The sequence below is a fragment of the Streptomyces celluloflavus genome (assembly GCA_000720995.1).
GTDB classification, from domain to species: Bacteria; Actinomycetota; Actinomycetes; order Streptomycetales; family Streptomycetaceae; genus Streptomyces; species Streptomyces celluloflavus.
In genome coordinates this window covers 57,778-74,581 of record JOEL01000024.1, presented here as the reverse complement: position 1 = coordinate 74,581, position 16,804 = coordinate 57,778, and the positions used below count along the sequence as shown (strand labels likewise).

General features: G+C 71.4%; 12 protein-coding genes. 7 read left to right on the top strand and 5 right to left on the bottom strand.

Annotation, left to right across the window (positions count from 1 at the left end; genetic code table 11):
* Positions 1–481: 481 nt before the first annotated feature.
* Positions 482–2,539 carry a phosphocholine-specific phospholipase C gene (locus IH09_RS21990; RefSeq protein ID WP_052859013.1) on the top strand — a complete coding sequence of 686 codons (2,058 nt, stop codon included), beginning with the start codon at positions 482–484 and terminating at the stop codon, positions 2,537–2,539.
* A gap of 450 nt (positions 2,540–2,989) precedes the next feature.
* Here the strand turns inward: IH09_RS21990 and IH09_RS21985 are convergent, their stop codons facing one another.
* Positions 2,990–3,733, bottom strand: a complete 744-nt coding sequence (locus IH09_RS21985; protein ID WP_052859012.1) for an SDR family NAD(P)-dependent oxidoreductase — start codon at positions 3,731–3,733, stop codon at positions 2,990–2,992.
* A gap of 91 nt (positions 3,734–3,824) precedes the next feature.
* Here IH09_RS21985 and IH09_RS21980 point away from each other — a divergent pair, with 91 nt between their 5' ends.
* Entirely contained in the window at positions 3,825–4,433 is a 609-nt protein-coding gene (locus IH09_RS21980; RefSeq protein ID WP_052859010.1) for a TetR/AcrR family transcriptional regulator, read from the top strand.
* Positions 4,434–4,922: 489 nt separating this feature from the next.
* Complete coding sequence (locus tag IH09_RS21975; protein ID WP_052859008.1) at positions 4,923–5,165, top strand: ArsR/SmtB family transcription factor; 243 nt, start codon at positions 4,923–4,925, stop codon at positions 5,163–5,165.
* A 465-nt stretch (positions 5,166–5,630) separates the two neighbouring features.
* Here IH09_RS21975 and IH09_RS21970 read toward each other — a convergent pair whose 3' ends face one another.
* The gene (locus tag IH09_RS21970; protein WP_052859006.1) at positions 5,631–7,466 is read right to left on the bottom strand and encodes a hydroxysqualene dehydroxylase; all 1,836 of its coding nucleotides are present in this window, start codon (positions 7,464–7,466) and stop codon (positions 5,631–5,633) included.
* A 203-nt stretch (positions 7,467–7,669) separates the two neighbouring features.
* Here IH09_RS21970 and IH09_RS21965 point away from each other — a divergent pair, with 203 nt between their 5' ends.
* Positions 7,670–8,179 (top strand): amidohydrolase family protein, encoded by a 510-nt coding sequence (locus IH09_RS21965; RefSeq protein WP_275126163.1) that lies wholly within the window; start codon positions 7,670–7,672, stop codon positions 8,177–8,179.
* 285 nt (positions 8,180–8,464) lie between these two features.
* Here IH09_RS21965 and IH09_RS21960 read toward each other — a convergent pair whose 3' ends face one another.
* Together IH09_RS21960 and IH09_RS21955 are read right to left on the bottom strand one after the other, a co-directional pair.
* Positions 8,465–9,883 (bottom strand): DUF1254 domain-containing protein, encoded by a 1,419-nt coding sequence (locus IH09_RS21960; protein ID WP_052859003.1) that lies wholly within the window; start codon positions 9,881–9,883, stop codon positions 8,465–8,467.
* Positions 9,884–10,270: 387 nt separating this feature from the next.
* A complete protein-coding gene (locus IH09_RS21955; protein ID WP_052859001.1) occupies positions 10,271–10,876 on the bottom strand; it encodes a GNAT family N-acetyltransferase in 606 nt (201 codons plus the stop codon).
* Positions 10,877–11,299: 423 nt separating this feature from the next.
* Here IH09_RS21955 and IH09_RS21950 point away from each other — a divergent pair, with 423 nt between their 5' ends.
* On the top strand, positions 11,300–11,974 hold the full coding sequence (locus IH09_RS21950; RefSeq protein ID WP_052858999.1) for a formylglycine-generating enzyme family protein: 675 nt from the start codon (positions 11,300–11,302) through the stop codon (positions 11,972–11,974).
* A 463-nt stretch (positions 11,975–12,437) separates the two neighbouring features.
* Positions 12,438–13,310: a DEAD/DEAH box helicase family protein gene (locus tag IH09_RS21945; protein ID WP_052858997.1), complete on the top strand. Its 873-nt coding sequence runs from the start codon at positions 12,438–12,440 to the stop codon at positions 13,308–13,310.
* A gap of 433 nt (positions 13,311–13,743) precedes the next feature.
* On the opposite strand, the gene IH09_RS21940 is transcribed toward IH09_RS21945, so the two are convergent.
* Complete coding sequence (locus IH09_RS21940; RefSeq protein WP_244933956.1) at positions 13,744–14,922, bottom strand: L,D-transpeptidase family protein; 1,179 nt, start codon at positions 14,920–14,922, stop codon at positions 13,744–13,746.
* 317 nt (positions 14,923–15,239) lie between these two features.
* Here IH09_RS21940 and IH09_RS21935 point away from each other — a divergent pair, with 317 nt between their 5' ends.
* On the top strand, positions 15,240–16,559 hold the full coding sequence (locus IH09_RS21935) for a streptophobe family protein (RefSeq protein WP_205379282.1): 1,320 nt from the start codon (positions 15,240–15,242) through the stop codon (positions 16,557–16,559).
* The last annotated feature ends 245 nt before the right edge of the window (positions 16,560–16,804 follow it).

Below are 16,804 nucleotides of genomic sequence, written 5' to 3'. Positions count from 1 at the left end.
CGGGGGAGTCGGCGGGAAACGGGGAGGGGCGGGCCGCCGCGACACTCGCCTGACGCGGGGGAGGGAATGGGAGAGCGGGGCGGACGGAGCAGGTGGGGGACGGGGCCGCAGCTGGGCACGGGACCGGCCGGGCCGTACGCCAGGCCGTACGCCAGGCCGTACGCCGCGCCGATGACGGCCGGCCCGACGGTTTCGCGCGCCCCGGCCGGGGCTGTTCGTCGCGCGTACCGCATTCCGTCACGCTGACGACACCACCCCTTCCCTGACGCTCGTTCCTCTTGGAACATTCTTCGGAACACTCCGCCGGCCCCGGTTTCCACCGGCGGACCGCTACATCCGCGCAGCACGCAGCACGCAGCACGCAGCACGCAGCACGCACAGGCACAGGCACAGGCACAGGCACGTCCGTTCAGCACCTCCCGTCCGACCATCCGCACCTCCCCGTCCGCGAACTCCCCCACACCACGAGGTCCTCAGACTCATGCCTGAACTCAATAGGCGGCGCTTCCTCCAGATCGCCGGCGCGACCGCGGGCTTCTCGGCCCTGTCGAACAGCATCGCCCGCGCCGCGGCCATACCCGCCGCCCGTCGCTCCGGCTCCATCAAGGACGTCGAACATGTCGTCGTGCTGATGCAGGAGAACCGTTCCTTCGACCACTACTTCGGCGCGCTGAAGGGCGTACGCGGATTCGGTGACCCGCGCCCGGTGACGCTGGACAGCGGCAAGCCGGTCTGGCACCAGTCGGACGGCACCAAGGACGTACTGCCCTACCACCCGGACGCCGAGAACCTCGGTATGCAGTTCATCGAGGGCCTCAACCACGACTGGGCGGGCGGCCACCAGGCGTGGCACGACGGCAAGTACGACCGCTGGATCCCCGCCAAGTCCGCGCGGACGATGGCCTATCTGACCCGCGAGGACATCCCGTTCCACTACGCGCTCGCCGACGCGTTCACCGTCTGCGACGCCTACCACTGCTCCCTCATCGGGGCCACCGACCCCAACCGCTACTACCTGTGGTCCGGCCACACGGGCAACGACGGCAAGGGCGGCGGGCCCGTCCTCGGCAACGACGAAGCCGGCTACGGCTGGACGACGTACCCCGAGCGGCTGGAGCAGGCCGGCGTCTCCTGGAAGATCTACCAGGACACCGGCGACGGCCTGGACGCGGCCGGACACTGGGGCTGGATCGACGACGCGTACCGCGGCAACTACGGCGACAACTCGCTGCTCTACTTCAACGCCTACCGCAACGCCAAACCCGGCGACCCCCTTTACGACAAGGCCCGCACCGGCACCAACGCCAAGCAGGGCGACGGCTACTTCGATCACCTCAAGGCCGATGTGGCGGCGGGCAAGCTCCCGCAGGTCTCCTGGATCGCCGCGCCCGAGGCGTTCTCCGAACACCCCAACTGGCCCGCGAACTACGGCGCCTGGTACATATCCCAGGTGCTGGACGCGCTCACCGCCAACCCCGAGGTGTGGAGCCGCACCGCCCTCTTCCTCACCTACGACGAGAACGACGGCTACTTCGACCACCTCACCCCGCCCTTCCCGCCGGCCTCCGCCGACCGGGGCGCCTCCACCGTCGACACCGCACTCGACCACTTCCCCGGCGACATCCGCTACGCCGCCGGGCCCTACGGCCTCGGCCAGCGCGTCCCCATGCTCGTCGTGTCCCCCTGGAGCACCGGCGGTTACGTCTGCTCGGAGGTCTTCGACCACACCTCCATCCTCCGCTTCCTGGAACGCCGCTTCGGCGTGCACGAACCGAACATCTCGCCCTGGCGGCGCGCCATCTGCGGCGACCTCACCTCGGCCTTCGACTTCGGCCTCAGGGACACCGGGCCCGCCGCGCTCCCCGACACCGACGGCTTCCGGCCGCCGGACCGCAAGCGGCACGACAGCTACCTGCCCAAGCCGCCCGCCCAGCCCGCGCTGCCGCGGCAGGAAGCCGGCTCCCGGCCCACCCGCCCGCTGCCGTACGCACCGTGGGTTGACGGGTCCGCGACGCCCGCCACCGGCCGCTTCACCCTCACCTTCAGCGGCGGCGACCGGGCCGGGGTGTGCTTCACCGTCACCTCCGCGAACCGCACCGACGGCCCGTGGACGTACACCACGGAGGCCGGTAAGCAGCTCTCCGACACCTGGAACACGGCCTACTCCCAGGGCGTTTACGACCTGACGGTCCATGGCCCGAACGGCTTCCTGCGTACCTTCCGGGGCCCCGGCGCCACCACGGGCCCCGAGGTGACCGCCCGCCACGACGCCACCGACGGCCGGGTCGAACTCACCCTGACGAACCGGGGCACCACCGCCTGCCGCCTCACCGTCACCGACGCCTACGGGGGCAAGAACCACACCTACACGGTGCGTGCGGGCGCCACCGTGCGGAAGCCGGTGGACCTGCGCGCGGGCAAGCGCTGGTACGACCTGACCGTGGTGTCCGACACGGACCCCGCCTTCCTGCGGCGGTTCGCCGGCCACGTCGAGAACGGCCGTCCGGGCGTGAGCGACCCGGCGATCATCACCGGCTGACGCGCCCCGGGAACGGGGCCCGCCGCGCGCGGGGCCCGTTCCCGCCGCCGACCGCACCGACCGGGGGACCCGGCCCGCCGGGGGGCCGTTACGACGCGCCGCGCCGCAGGTGCTCCAGCGTGGGGTCCTGCGCCGCGTCGTACACATCGCTTCCCCGGCGGGAGACGATCGACGCGACCGCGCCTACTCGTCCCGCACCGTGAGACCGAGGACCTGCGCGAGCGCCGGCGCCATGTCCAGGAGCTGAAGCGAACCCAGTCGCTTCGGCTTCCTCGCCGGCGAACCTGGTCGTACGAGGTGACGCTCGGGGCGCTGGGTGGCCCTGCCGGGCGGGGGGGATCTTGTGCTCCGTGTCCGGTCCGGGCGTGCTGCGCGGATGCTCGTGTGGGCCAGGCGGAATGCCGCGGGCGAGGAACCGCCCGCGGCAGGTCGGGGCTCCACGTGGCGGGGTCAGAACTGGTTCTCGCCGCCATTGACGTGCAGGGTGGTGCCGAGCATGAAGCTGCTGTCCGCGGAGGCGAGAAAGGCCACGGCGGCGGCGACCTCCTCCGGGCGCCCCCTCCGGCCGATCGGCACTCCCGCCGCGAGTTCCACCTTGAGGGCGGCAGCGTTCTCCCCGCCGATGGCGTCGACTCCGGGGGTGTCGATCGCGCCCGGCGCGACCGTGTTGACTCGGATGCCCCGGCCCTTCAGCTCGTTGGCCCAGGTCCGCGCGAGGGACCGGATCGCGGCCTTCGACGCCGCGTACAGGCCGAAGGTCTCCCGGCCGTCATCGGCGCGGATGGAGTCGTTCAAGATCACCGAGGCGCCTTCGTTGAGCAGCGGCAATGCCTTCTGCACGGTGAGCAGTGTGCCCCGGACGTTGACGCCGAAAAGCTGGTCGAACTGTTCCTGGGTGGCCTGCGCCAGCGGTGCGAGTGTGGCGATGCCCGCGTTGGCGAAGAGCACGTCCAGACCCCGGCCTCGGTCACGGATCGCGTCGTACAGCCGGTCCAGGTCGGCCGGCGCCGATATGTCGCCCGGCACCGCGGTGACCGCGGAACCGATCGACTCGACGGCCCTGTCGAGCGCGTCCTTGCGTCGGCCGGTGATGAACACATGGGCACCATCGGACGCCAGCCGCGCGGCGGTGGCCATGCCGATTCCGGTGCTGCCGCCGGTGACGACGGCGGTCTTGCCTTGCAGCTGTCCCATTGCTTGAACTCCCAAAACTTAGATACCGATCGGTGCAGAAAGGAACGTAGCACTTCTGCACCGATCGGTATCGAGGCGGTAGGGTGGGCTCATGGAGATCACCCGGAGAGCGCCGATCGGCCGGCCGAGAGGATTCGACACCGACGAGGCCCTGGAGCGGGCGATGATGGTCTTCTGGGAGCAGGGCTACGAAGGCGCCAGCCTGACCGACCTGACCAGCGCCATGGGCATCACCCGCAAGAGCATGTACGCGGCCTTCGGCAACAAGGAGACGCTGTTCCACAAGGCCCTGGAGCGCTACACCGAAGGCCCCGCCGCCTATGCGGCCCGCGCGCTGGAGAAGCCGAGCGCCCGGGAGGTGGCCACGGCGTTTCTCGCCGGCTCGGTCAGCACGACCACCCACCCCGGCCGCCCCAGCGGATGCCTGGGCGTGCAGGGCTCGCTGGCCGCCGGTGACTCCGGACGGGCCGCCCAGGACGCCCTGATCGCCTGGCGCGAGGACGGCCGTACCCGCCTCCGCCGCCGGTTCCAGCAGGCCGTCGACGAGGGTGATCTGCCCTCGGGCGCGGACCCGGAACTGCTCGCCCGATACGTCATGACCGTGGCGAACGGCATCGCCGTCCAGGCCGCCGGCGGCGCCGGCCGCTCCGAACTCCAGCAGGTGGCCGACGCGGCGCTGCGAAACTGGCCACCCGTCTGACAGCCGGCGCCCGCAGGAGCGTGTCGCAACCTCGAAAGCGAGGAACCGCACCCACACCGGCATCGCCGGCCATCAAGGCCCACCCGCTTGGACAATGAAGTCAGTCGCCGCACGTCACAGGACCGCCGTCGACTGACTTCGCTGTCCACGGACACGAACTCACCAACAAATCCTGCTGTACAGCAGCGAAGTCCAGCAAATGCAGCAACTGCTCCCGCCCGAGGACACTCTTCAGGGGTGCTACGTGCCCGCCAAGCCGCACTGCAAGGTGTCGACGACCAGGTGGGCAGCTTCACGCTGGATGCACTCGGGCGGCGAGGCGGCCGGCGGCGGGATACTGTCTCCACCAGCCTCCTCCCCGACGCCGCCGACGGTCTCGCCGACGTCCCCTCCCCGGTGGCCTCGCCCGCCGCCGTGGCACGGGCCAGCGACGTGATCATGGTCCGCCATCGTCGACGCCGACCCGGGCGGTGTTGTGCCGGGCGTGGAGTGGATGTACCTGCCGAGGAGCTCACCGGCGCGGTGGGGGTGCCCGAGATCTCGAAATCCACCGCCAGCCACCACTGGCGCGTGCTGCGCGAAAGCGGCGTCGTCCATCAGCACCGCGACGGCCGCCGACTGCTGCTGTACCTGCGCCGAGCAGAACTCGACGCCCGCTTCCCCGGCGTACTCGACGGCATCCTCGCCGCGGCGGCCGATGACCCGGCCGTCACCCAGGTCGTCGGCAATTAGGTGTTGTCGGCCCTGACGTTGCTGGTAGCAGCCGGTCGAGTCGCCTTGGCTACGGGTGCGTTCGGCCAGGATGTGTGCTCGGGCGGCAGGAGGACCCGCACGCCCTTGCTGCCCCGGAACGTGTGCAGTATCAGCAGGCGGCGACTGGTGCCTGGACGGAGCCTGTCCGGCAACCTGAAGCAGGCCGATGGTGAGACGTCCCGGACCGTACCAGGCGGGCCGCGAAGCGGCGGGCGGCCGGCGGATGGCCCGGTACGACGTGCCGCTTCCCCCGAGGGGGGCCACCACCGCGTATCACCTGCTCGCCCTTCTTGTCGGCAGACGCTGCGCCCCGCGCAGGGCGTCACGCTCGGCGCCGTCCACGGTCAGGGACCGGCGGAGTTTGGTGGAGACCCGGTCGCCGAGGTGGTGCAGCGGGCCTCGGCGGCCGGCGGCATCCACTCCGCCGGATCCTGGTGCCGGGTGCTACCCGAGGTCGAAGGTGTTGGGTAGCCCCAGTCGATAGCGCACTTCGTCGACCCGCTTCAGGGGCTCCATCTCCGGCGGGCGGTACAACTCCCAGATGTGACACCGTTCGGAGCCCGAATTGTCTGCGTCCAGCAGGGCGTTGACGGCGCGTCGCGCGGACTCGTTGGCGCCCTCCATGGTTGCCAGGTCCACATCCGTACGGACGTAGTCGCCGGCGAGGAAGAAGTTCGGCACCGCGGTCTTCGCCGACGGGCGGTGGTAGAGGGTTTCGGTGGGGTGGATGAGGAGCTGTTCGCGGTTTTGCGGGGCGGGGCCGCCGAGACCCGTCACCGCCGGGTCCATGAACCAGCCGAGCCGGTCCTCGTCCCTGAGTGTCGTCTTGCCGGAGTCGTTCAGCCCGTCCTTCAGCTGGGCCCACAGTTCGGCGACGATCTCGTCCTTGGTGCACTCACGGGCCGTCTTGCCGTAGAGGTTGCCGGGCTTGTCCCACTCGGAGATGATCGTGGACAGGCATTCGCGAGCCTGGCCGTCCCCGTAGTCGCGGGCGAAGTCCCGGCCGTCCCAGAACTGTGCCTGGCCGATTCCGGTGACCGCCCAGGGGGAGTCGAGGCAGTTGATGTGGCCGCGCACGACGGGGGTGGGCGTGCGGAGGTAGAACATCACGCCGGTCATCCAGTCCGTCTTCAGCGCGTCGCACCGCCCGAGTTGCGGGTCGGCGGCGCGCAGGGCCGGGCCCCAGGTCGCGCGCGCGTGCTCGACGGGGAGAGCACAGACGTAGTGGTCGGCGGTGACGGTGCGCCGCCGGCTGCCGTCGCGCGCCGCCACGCGTACGCCGGTCACCCGGCCGCCGCCGTACACCACCTCCCGGACCTCGGTGCCGAGCACGAACTCGACGCCCCGGGAGCGCAGGTGCGTCTCCCAGGGGTCGATCCATGCCTCGCTGGTGGGGGCGTTCAGCACCCGGTCGATGTCCGCGTCGCCGTCCATGCCGCGGCCGAGCAGGCCCCACAGGAGGAGGGCCTCGATGATGACGCGGCCGACGGTGCGGGTGGAAGCGATCTCGGCGCGGGTGGCGACGAGGTTGCGGGTCTGGCCGATGCCGAGGAGTACCTGGTACTCGCGGCTCATCTCGCCGGCCCGGATGAAGTCCCACCAGGTGACCTTCTCCCACTGGCCCTCGCGGCGGGCGTCGCAGCTGGTGAGGTGGACCAGGAGGCGGTTGGCGAAGTAGGCGGCCTCATGGGCGGGCAGGTGGGTGGCGAGGTCCAGCACCGACAGGATCTGGTCGCGGATCCAGGACGGGGTGAGTTCGTCGAGGGCGGGCGGCGTGGTGACCCGGCGGAGCGGGAAATGCAGGTCCGGGCGGCCCGAGCCGCGCGCGAACAACGCCTCCGTACTGCTGCGGAGATTGCCGTGGACGCCGTTCGCATTGCCGGGGAAGGGGATACGGCGCATGGTGTCCGGCAGATTCCGGTAGAAGCCGGGGAAGAAGCGGAAGCCGTGCTCGCCGGGAAGCGGTTTGCGGCTGCCCGTCGCGGTCCCGGGGACGTCCATCGAGCGAGCCTTGCCGCCGAGAGTGTCGTAGTACTCGTAGACCGTGACCGCGTAGCCGCGTTCGGCAAGTTCGTGGGCGGCGCTGAGGCCGGAGACTCCGCCGCCGAGGACGGCGACGCGCTTGCCGGCGGAGGCCGCAGCTGCGCTGTCGGCAGCCCCCGAGGCACCGACCGCTACCTCGCCGGCGACTCCCGCGACCGCTGCCCCGGTCGCCGCCAGGAAGCGTCTGCGGCTGTGTCCGTGGCGCCCCTCCGACTGCTGTGCGTATTCCGTCGTCATGAGCACCGGAGCGTAGAGAGGGGCCCCGGAAGCCGGAAGCCCTCTCTCCTGTCACTCACGGCATCCTCACAAACGCAAGGCGAAAGCGATGTCGAGCGTGTTCGCGCAAGGGCGGCACATCGGAGCGTTCATCCAGTACATCGCCCACCTGGAGCACACCGGCGAGATCAGCGCCTTCCGCTGCATTACGGTCTTCCGCTTCATTGGACCGCCGCGCCGCGAACGTCTTCGTCCACCCCGCCCAGCCCCCGATGACGCTGCTGCCCGGCACCCCCGCCCCGCTCGCGGACTACGTCTTCGACACCACCCGCACCGCGCTGAACATGGTGCTCAACGGCGTCATGGACCGCTACCGCAACGTGCGCGTGATCCTCTCCCATGGAGGCGGCTTCCTCCCCTACGCCGCCTACCGCTTCTCCGGCCTGACCTCCACCGTCGTCGACCGGACCCGCAAGGCCGACGACATCCTGCGCGACCTGAAGCGCTTCTACTTCGACACCGCCCTGTCCGCCAGCCCCTCCGCCCTGCCGGCCCTCCTCGCCTTCGCCGAGCCCGGCCACGTCCTCTACGGCAGCGACTGGCCCTTCGCCCCCCAGGAGGCCGGCACCTACTACAACAACTTCCTGGAGACCTACCCCGACTTCACCCCGGGCCAGGCCCAGGCCATCGACCGCGGCAACGCCGAGGCCCTCTTCCCCCGCCTCGCCCGCTGACCGGGCCCCTCCACGCGCACACTCTTCATCGCGGCGCCGGCTTCCTCGTGACTCATGCCGAATCGGAGCGGGCCCACGCTCTCGAAGAGGGTGTAGTTCCACTGCACTCGATCGGAGTTGTTCACGACAGACCGCATAGTCCGGACATCTCACCACGCACAGCTGACATCACACTCAGTCAGCCCTCCACGGAAAGTGAGCCAGATCCCGAGAAGTGACAGCGCCGGCTCAGCGACACCGCCGCCATGACGATGGCAGCGCCTCGCAGCCGTCGAGGGCGGTTGCTCAGACGGCCTCGAAGTCCGGGAGGGTCCAGGTCTTGTCGAAGAACGGCTGACTGGGCGCGTAAAGGCGGAAGTAGACGAACCAACCGTCAGGAGCGACCGTCTTCACCCAGTTACTTCTGGCGCCGGCCGGGGCGGTGGGGCCGATATAGAGGTCGATGCCGCCGTCGTCGTTGAACTTCAGCTGTTCGTCGCGGCTGTCGAGGCTGACGCTGCGGATCTCGGTGCCGCCGTTGTCATAGGGGCGGCGGGTGTCCTCGCTGTAGAGAGTGAGCGACCAGAACTGGGCGACGGGCACGTCGGCGGGCACGTGCAGCCGGTAGGTCCGGTCGGCGCGGACGAGGCGGGCCCGGCTGTCGCGTTTGGAGGTCAGGTAGACCTGTCCGGCGCCCGGGGTGGGGTGGACCATGCCCTGGGTGCTGGTGACGGCCTCGTAGAACCAGGTGGCGCGCTGGTCGAGCTGCAGGACGGTGTCGGTCTCCTGCTCGACCTCGAAGTCGAAGCTCTTGAACCAGCTCGTGCCCGTCCAGTACGGCTCGGTGTAGCGGGGGTTGACCTGGAGGTTGCGCACCAGCAACTCGCCGAGCGCGGCGCCCTCCTGAAGGATGCGCCGCTGACGCGCATCCGGGACGAACTCCCGCCCCTTGACGAGGCCGAGGGGTTCGACCATGGCCATCAAGGCTTTGTCGACCTCGCGGACCGGCTCCTCCGCCAGCACGGTGGCGAGGTCCCGCCAGTACCGCATGCCGCGGGCCGGGGTGGCGCTCCATTCGCGGTCGACGCCCTCGATGAAGCGCACTGGGGCGGGACCGGAGCCGGCGAGGGAGAGCTTGAGGCCGGCCTTCGCCGCCGCCATGAGCCGCGGATCCTGGGTCAGCACGCGGAACGCGATGAAGAGGTTCACCGTCTGCGAGCGCACGACGTACCGCCCGGAGCCCTGGAAGGGCGTGTCGTCGTGGTGCGGCCCGAGCACGACGTAGCCGCCGCCGTCGCCCCGGTCGGGGCCGGTCTGGCCAAGGTCCACGACCGGCCGCTGCCAGAAGTCCAGGACACCGCCCGCGGTGGGCCCGGCCGGGTAGTCGATCAGGAGCGGGCCGTCCGCGAGGCTGGTGAAGTTGATGACGTACGGCGTCGTCAGATTCGCGGTGACGATGCCCCGCTTCTCCCGCAGCGAGTCGTAGACGACGAAGTCGCCGAACCGCGTGGCGCCGAAGACCTCGGCCGCGCGCTCACGCCAGGTCAGGAACCCGACCAGCGGCAGGGACCACAGATACGCCTGGGCGGCGCGCTGCACGTCCAGCTGGTCGAACAGCAGCTCGGATGACTCGTCGGTCGGGAAGGTGTGCTCCAGGCGGAGCGTGCCGAACGACGTCTCGATCGTCTCGTTGCCCGTCAGCCCGGCGTCACGCAGGTGGGTCATGGCCACCCTCCCTCGGAGACAAACAGTGATCAATGCACATCTATCACCGATGGGATCGGCCTCCGCTCGACACACCCGGCACCGCAGACGGCCGGGCGGCCCCCCGCGGCGGTCAGAAGCGCTGATCGCCGCGGTCCAGGAGCGCGGAGCGCGGAGCTGCCCGGGCCCCGCATGCCTTGTTCGTTTACGGGCCGCCTTGACCGCTGCTCAGGCTGCTGAACGTCCGCTGCCCTTTCCCGTGAAGAGAGCCGATCCCTTGAAGTGGGGCATCTTTCTCTGGTCCGCCCGGTGATCTGAACGGCAGGGTGTGGTCCTGCGCCGTGGCCGGTACCGGGCAGCGTCCGGGTGTCGGCCCCGCTCACTCCGTCGTCCGGGTGTCGGCCCCGCTCACCCCGTCGCAAGCGTGGGCCAGGCGTCGCCCCGGATGCGGGCGTGCAGATGCTCGTCGTGCCAGCCGTCGGCGTGCAGCAGGGCGCTGCGCATGGTGCCTTCCAGCTTGAATCCGGCCTTCGTCGCCACCCGGCAGGAGGCGGGGTTCGCCACGGAGTGCGTCAGGCGCAGCCGGTGCAGGCCCAGGTCGTCCAGGGCCCAGCGGCTGACGCGGAGCACCGCGTCGGCCATGGCGCCGGTGCCGCGGGCGGCGGGCAGCAGCCAGTAGAGCAACTCGGCGCTGCCGCCCGCGAGATCGAAGTCCGCCACCCCGATCAGGCCCAGGGCCGGGCCCTCGCCGGGTCCGGCGAGCGCCCAGAGTGCCGACTGCTCGCTCGCCCAGCGTTCCCGCCAGCTTGCGATCCGTGCTCGCGCGGCGTCCGGCGTCAGCTGCCCGGGACGGTTCCACTGCTGGATCTCCGGATCGCGCGTGGCTTCGGCGAGCGCCTCGGCGTCCGCCGCCCGCCACGGGCGCAGTTGCCGGCCGCCGGCCGCCGGGAACACGGGTTGTGCGTCGCGGCTCATCCGGCCGGCGGGTACCACGGGAGGTATCGGGGAGGTCATCGGAGCATGATGCCGGACGCTGATGGCGTCGATGGCGGTGGCGTCGATGGCGATGGCGCAGGGCTCGGGTGCGGGAGTGCGGCAGGGGCGGTGCTCGGGACGCGTGGGGAAGCGAGTACTGGGGGCGCTGGGACGCACCTCGCGTGGGTGGCCGGTCGTGACGGTCTCGGCGATCTTCGGCCAGGTGAAGGCGGACCGACGGGCGGTCCGCGCATCGAGGCCGCGCCCGGTGGTGACGTTCAGTGGTGACGTTCGGCGATGACGTCCGGCGGGATGTGCCGCGGTGAGCAGGGGGACGGGACGTCGTCCCGTCCGAGTGTGAAGAACGGATGAAGTCCGGGCAGGGCGATCAGCCGCAAGATCACCCAATGGCGGTTTTCTCCCGGTATATCCGGGCCGCGCCGCCATTACGCTCTGTTTCCCATGGACGTGCACACAGGAGACGGGACGATCGCCATCCCGGCGGGACGCGTGACGCTGTCGGACCGGCGGACGCGGCAGAGCTGGCCGGTCGATCTCGCGCCGTACCGGCTGGCGGCGTTCCCGGTCACCCAGGCGCAGTTCGCCGAGGTCACCGGTGAGCGGCCGAGCAGCGCGCGGGGCGACCAACTGCCCGTCGAGGGCGTGTCCTGGTGGGACGCGGTCCGATTCTGCAACGCCCTGTCCCGGCGCGCGGGGCTGGCGCCCGCCTATCGCCGCCGGGACGACACCGGGGACGCCGAGTGGGACCCCTCCGCCGACGGGTACCGGCTCCCGACCGAGGCCGAGTGGGAGCACGCCTGCCGCGCCGGTACGGCCGAGGCGCGGTACGGGCGGCTCGACGAGATCGCCTGGTATCGCGACAACTCGCGCGAGCGGATACACGACGTGGGCGGCAAGCAGCCCAACGCATGGGGCCTGTACGACATGTTGGGCAATGTGTGGGAGTGGAGCTGGGATGTCTACGACGCCGAGGTCTACGGCGCCTATCGGGTGCTGCGGGGCGGCGGCTGGTTCGACGAGCACTGGAGCTGCCGGGCCTCGGTGCGGCGCCGCGGCCACCCGGACTTCCGGATCGACGACGTAGGGTTCCGCATCGCGCGTTCCGTCCCGCGCTGAACCGCGTTCGCGGCGATGACTGTTTCGACGGGTGGTACCCACTCCGATAGGTGGTGACCGTTTCGATGGGCGGTGATCACCTCGGTGGGCGGTGGGCGTGTCGATCAGCTGGCAGCGCGGCTGTGGACGCCACAGCCCGCTCGACGGGGGCGGGGAACAGCAGGGCGGGGACAGCGGTGCGGGGGACAGCGGGGCGGCGGCTGGCGACTCCCGGTCCGCCGACTTCCGGTCCGTCGACTCCCGGTCGGCCGGCTTCCCCAGCCGTATCTCCCGGCCTCCCCGGCCGCAAGTCTTCGCCCAGCCGCATGACTTCCCCGGCTGTATATCGTGCGAGGGTGCCCCTTCGCCCACCGGATCCCCGCCGCCCCTGCAACCCCCGTATCCCCCGCACGGCCCGTAACCCTCGCATGGCCCGGAACCCCCACAAGTCCCGTCCACCCCGCGGCTTCCGCGACTCCCGCACATGAACCCGGATACAACCGCCCGCGCGGCGGACCGCGGGCTGCCCGCGGTGCTGTGGATCGGGGGGCCGCCCGGCGCGGGCAAGACGACCGTCGCCCGGCTGCTCGCCCGTCGGCACGGACTGCGTCAGTACCACGCGGACGCCCACACCTGGGAGCACCGTGACCGGGCCATCGCCGCCGGGAACCGGGCCGCGATCACCTGGGAGGCGCTGCCCGGTACGGCGCGCTGGTCGGCGCCGCCGGACGAGATGCTGGCGATGTCCCTGCACCACGAGCGCGGGCCGATGATCGTCGACGATCTGCGGGTATTGCCGGCGGCGCCACTGACGATCGCCGAGGGCACCCCCGTCACACCGGAGGTCGCCGGCCCCGGCAGCCACGCCCTGTGGCTGCTGCCGACGCCCGAGGTGCAGCGGGCACGGCTTGCGGAACGGAAGCTGGCCCCGGGCCCGTTGGAGCTCTTCCGGCTGCTGACCCGGGAGATCGAGGCGCAGGTGGCTGCGTGCGGCGCCGGTTCGCTGACCATCGACGGCGGTATGACCGTGGCCGACACGGTCGCCGAGGTCGAGGCGTACTTCGCGGCGCCCCTCGCGGCGGGCCCGGTGGCCGCGACCGCGCCGGAGCGGGCCCGGCTGCTCCGGTACGCCAACCGGGCCACCGTGACGCAGTATCTGGGGTTCTTCGCCCGCCCGTGGTCCCCCGGGGATGCCCGGTCGGCCGTCCTGGAGTTCTCCTGCGAATGCGGACGGGCCGACTGCGCGGAACAGGTCCGACTCGTGCTCGCGGACTTCCCGCCACCGCCCGACACCACGTCCCCGCCGGTACTGGCCCCCGGACACCGCGCGGCGGGAGCACCGGACCCGGCCCCCTGACGTCCGGCTCCGCCACCTGCCGCGCACCGGCGGCGGGTCCGGTCCGGTCCCGGGCGTACGTGGTCGCGGCGCCGGCGAACCGGAGGCGCGGGTGACCGTGAAGCCGCAGGAGAAGACCCGGCCACCTCGATCCGTCCCGCGCGAAGGCGGCACAGCTGTGCGGGGCTGCCCGCCGGAATGACGCCGGACCTCATTCCTCCTGGGCCAGTTCGAGCGGGCCGGGGGAGCGGGCGCCTACGTGCAGGGGGCGTGCGCGGTAGCGGCGTCCCGCCCCAAGAGCACCGGATACGCCAGCCGCTCCACGTGAGTCACCCGCCCCACCCGCCCCGGATACGCCAAGTGCGCCACAGGAATCGTCCTGTGGCGCACCGTCCCCCCGTGGGGTGCCGTGCCGCGCTACGTCAGCCGGGCTGTTCCGCGCCGTACCGCCGTGCTACTTCAGCGCGCTGCGCTGCTGCCACTGCTGCCAGTTCTCCTGCCAGACCTCCAGGCCGTTGCCGACGTCGGTCTTCTTCGTGCTGGTGGTGCCCTTGACCTCGACGGTGGAGCCGATCGGCAGGAAGTCGTAGATCCTCTTGGCGTCGCTGGTGCTCATGCCGAAGCAGCCGTGGCTGTTGTTCACCACGCCGAGGGACTGGTTCCACGGGGCGGAGTGCAGGAAGGTGCCCGAGGCGGTGAGGTGGGTGACCCACTTCGAGTCCAGCGACCACTGGTTGCCGAACCCGATGGTCTCGGACTTCATGGTCTCCGCGGCGTTCTTGCTGCGTACGGTGTGGATGCCGCCGCGGGTGGGGTCGGCGGGCGAGCCCGCGGAGCCCGTGATGGTGCCGACGGGCTTGCCGTTCTCGTACATGGTCAGGGTGTGCGCCGGTACGTCGATGACGGCCTTGTGGTCCACGCCGATGCTGAAGTCGAAGTCGTAGTCGCGGGCGAACCAGCCGCCCTTGCCCGAGTTGATGCCGGAGAGTCCGCCCTTGACGGAGACCTTCGTGCCCGACGGCCAGTAGGTCTTGGGGCGCCAGTCGATCCGGTCCTTGCCCGACCAGTCCTTGACCCAGCCCCAGGCGCCCTCGACCTTCGGCTGGGTGGTGACCTTGAGGGCCTTCTCGATCTCGGCGCGCTGATCCTTGGCGACGGAGTTGTCGAAGAGGATCGAGATCGGCATGCCCGTGCCGACCTTGTCGCCGTTCCCCGGCTGGTTGGTGAGCTTGTTGACCTTGTCGGCCGCTTCCGTGGTGAAGGTCGAGGTGGCGGAGGATTCCTTGCCGCCCGTCGACTTGGCCTTCGCCTGCACGGTGTACGTGGTCTTCGGCTTGACCTTGCCGTCCGACTTCCATGACGCGCCGTCACCGGCCAGCTGGCCGTCGACCTTGGCGCCCTTGTCGTCCTTGACCTCGACCGAGGTGAGCTTCCCGCCGTCGGCGCGTACGGATATGTCGGAGCCGAGCTTCGCCGCCGCGCCGCCTCCGGCCGGGGCGACGGTCACCTTGGTCTCCGGCTTGTCGGCCGCCTGCGTCGAGCCGCCTCCGCCACCGCAGGCGGTCAGCACGGTGGCCGTCGCTATCAGGGCAGGTATCAACCGGGCGGGGTGACGGCGTGGTCCGGCGTGCACGAGGATCCCTCCAAAGCAGAACAACTGTCAGTGGCGGGGTCCCGGCCCGCGGCTGCGTGAACCGCCAAGGCCGTATCGCACCCCCCCAGATATACAGAGGCTTCATCCGCTTATTTGGTTGTCCGGCAAACTGGACACTTATGACACGATTCGGTCTCGGACTCTGTCTCGTCTCCGGCGCCGGTGGCCGGTAATGCGCTGAGCGGGCTGAAGTCTCCGCGGCCGCGGTGTCGAATGCGACGGAACGGGCATAGCTGGCGAATTGCGCCAATTCCCACCAGTTCGGTCCCCTGTCCACAGGAGTCAGCGTGAGCCAGATGCGAGACCCCACATCCAACGGCCCCCGGAACCCGGCGCGTCCGGGCGGTGTCGCGGCGATCGTCCGGAATGCCGCCGAAGCCCTCGGCGCGGCCGCGGCGGGCATTATCGCCATGGCCGTGGTCGCCGCGCTCGGACTGTGGGCGGCGGGCGCCGGGGACCTGCCCGGCGGGGCGTTCCTCCGGGTGGTCGCGGCCGTCGTCGTCATGGCGGCCGGCGGCTCGGTCGCGGTCTCGGGCAGCACCGGGGCCCTCGCGCGGGCAGCGGCCACCGTCGACGCCGTACCCCTGTCGGTGACGCTGGCCGGAGCCCTGGTGACCGCCGCCGTCTTCCTGCTGCCGCTGCGCCGCCGGGCGGCCGCCACCGGCCGCGGACTGCTCGTCCGCGCCGCCGGAACGGCCGTGTGCTGGCTGGTGCTTCTGCTGCTCCTCGGCCTCGCGGCCCGCCACAGCTTCCGCGTCTCCGTCGGCAGCGGCCTCGCCGACGAACTCGGTGCGGCGCTCGGTGCGACACCCGTCGTCGCCTTCCGCGCCGAACTGCCCGCCACACTCGGCACCGGCCTGCTCTGGGTACTGGCCGTGCTGGCGCTCGCCTGTCTCGTCTCGCGCCGGTTGCCGCTCGCCCCCGGGCCGCGGCGGGTCCACCGCTCCGTCCGGCCGTATGCCTATGCGATGGTGCTGGTGCTGCTCGCCTATGTGGCGATCGGCGCGGTGGTCGGCGTGGTCGTGCTCGCCACCCGGGGGCAGCCGGCCGAGACCGCCGGGACGATGCTCCTCGGGCTGCCGAACCTGGCCTGGCTCGCGCTGGGCACCGGCATCGGCGGCGCCTGGCACGGCCATCTCACCGGAGTCCCCGGACTGCCCCTTCCCCAGGTACTCGACCAGGTGCTGCGGACCCGCGACGGGGACCGGACCCTCGATCTCGGCGCGCTCACCGCGTACGACGGCCGGGCCTGGCTGCTGGTGGCCGTGGCGGTCGTGGTCCTGCTCGCCGCCTCGTACGCCGCGGCGGTCCGCCGCCCGGCCCCCGCACCGCTCTGGCGGCACGCCCTCGCCATGGCCGGGTCCCTGGCGCTCACCCTGCTCGTCGTCGGGCTGCTCACCCGGATCTCCGCGCACTACGGGCTCGCCCTGATCGGCGTCGGGAACCTCAGCGGGCTGGGCGGAGAGTTCGTCCTGCGTCCGGAACTCCTCCGGCTGGCCGGTGCGGGCGCCGTCTGCGGGCTGGCCGCCGGACTCCTCGGCGGCCTGCCGGCCCGGGGCGTACGGCGACCCGGTGGGGCCCGGCCGGCTGGCGGCGTACGGGGCGCGGGGCGGTGAACGCCCCTGCTCACGCCGGCCGCACCGGCTTTATGCCGGCCACACCGGCCGGCGGTGATGCTTGGTACGCCTTGGTGCGCCGCGCGGCAGAGGCGGGCGGGGAGCCGGCGGCCCGGGGGTGCCGTACCCGGGCCGAGGAGTCGAGGAGCCGAAGCGCCGAGTTGTTTTCTTCGAGGGCGGGTGCCGGGCGAGGATGTCCCGGGATTCCTCCGGTACGGCGAAGGATTTCCGCGGTCGCGTTGTAT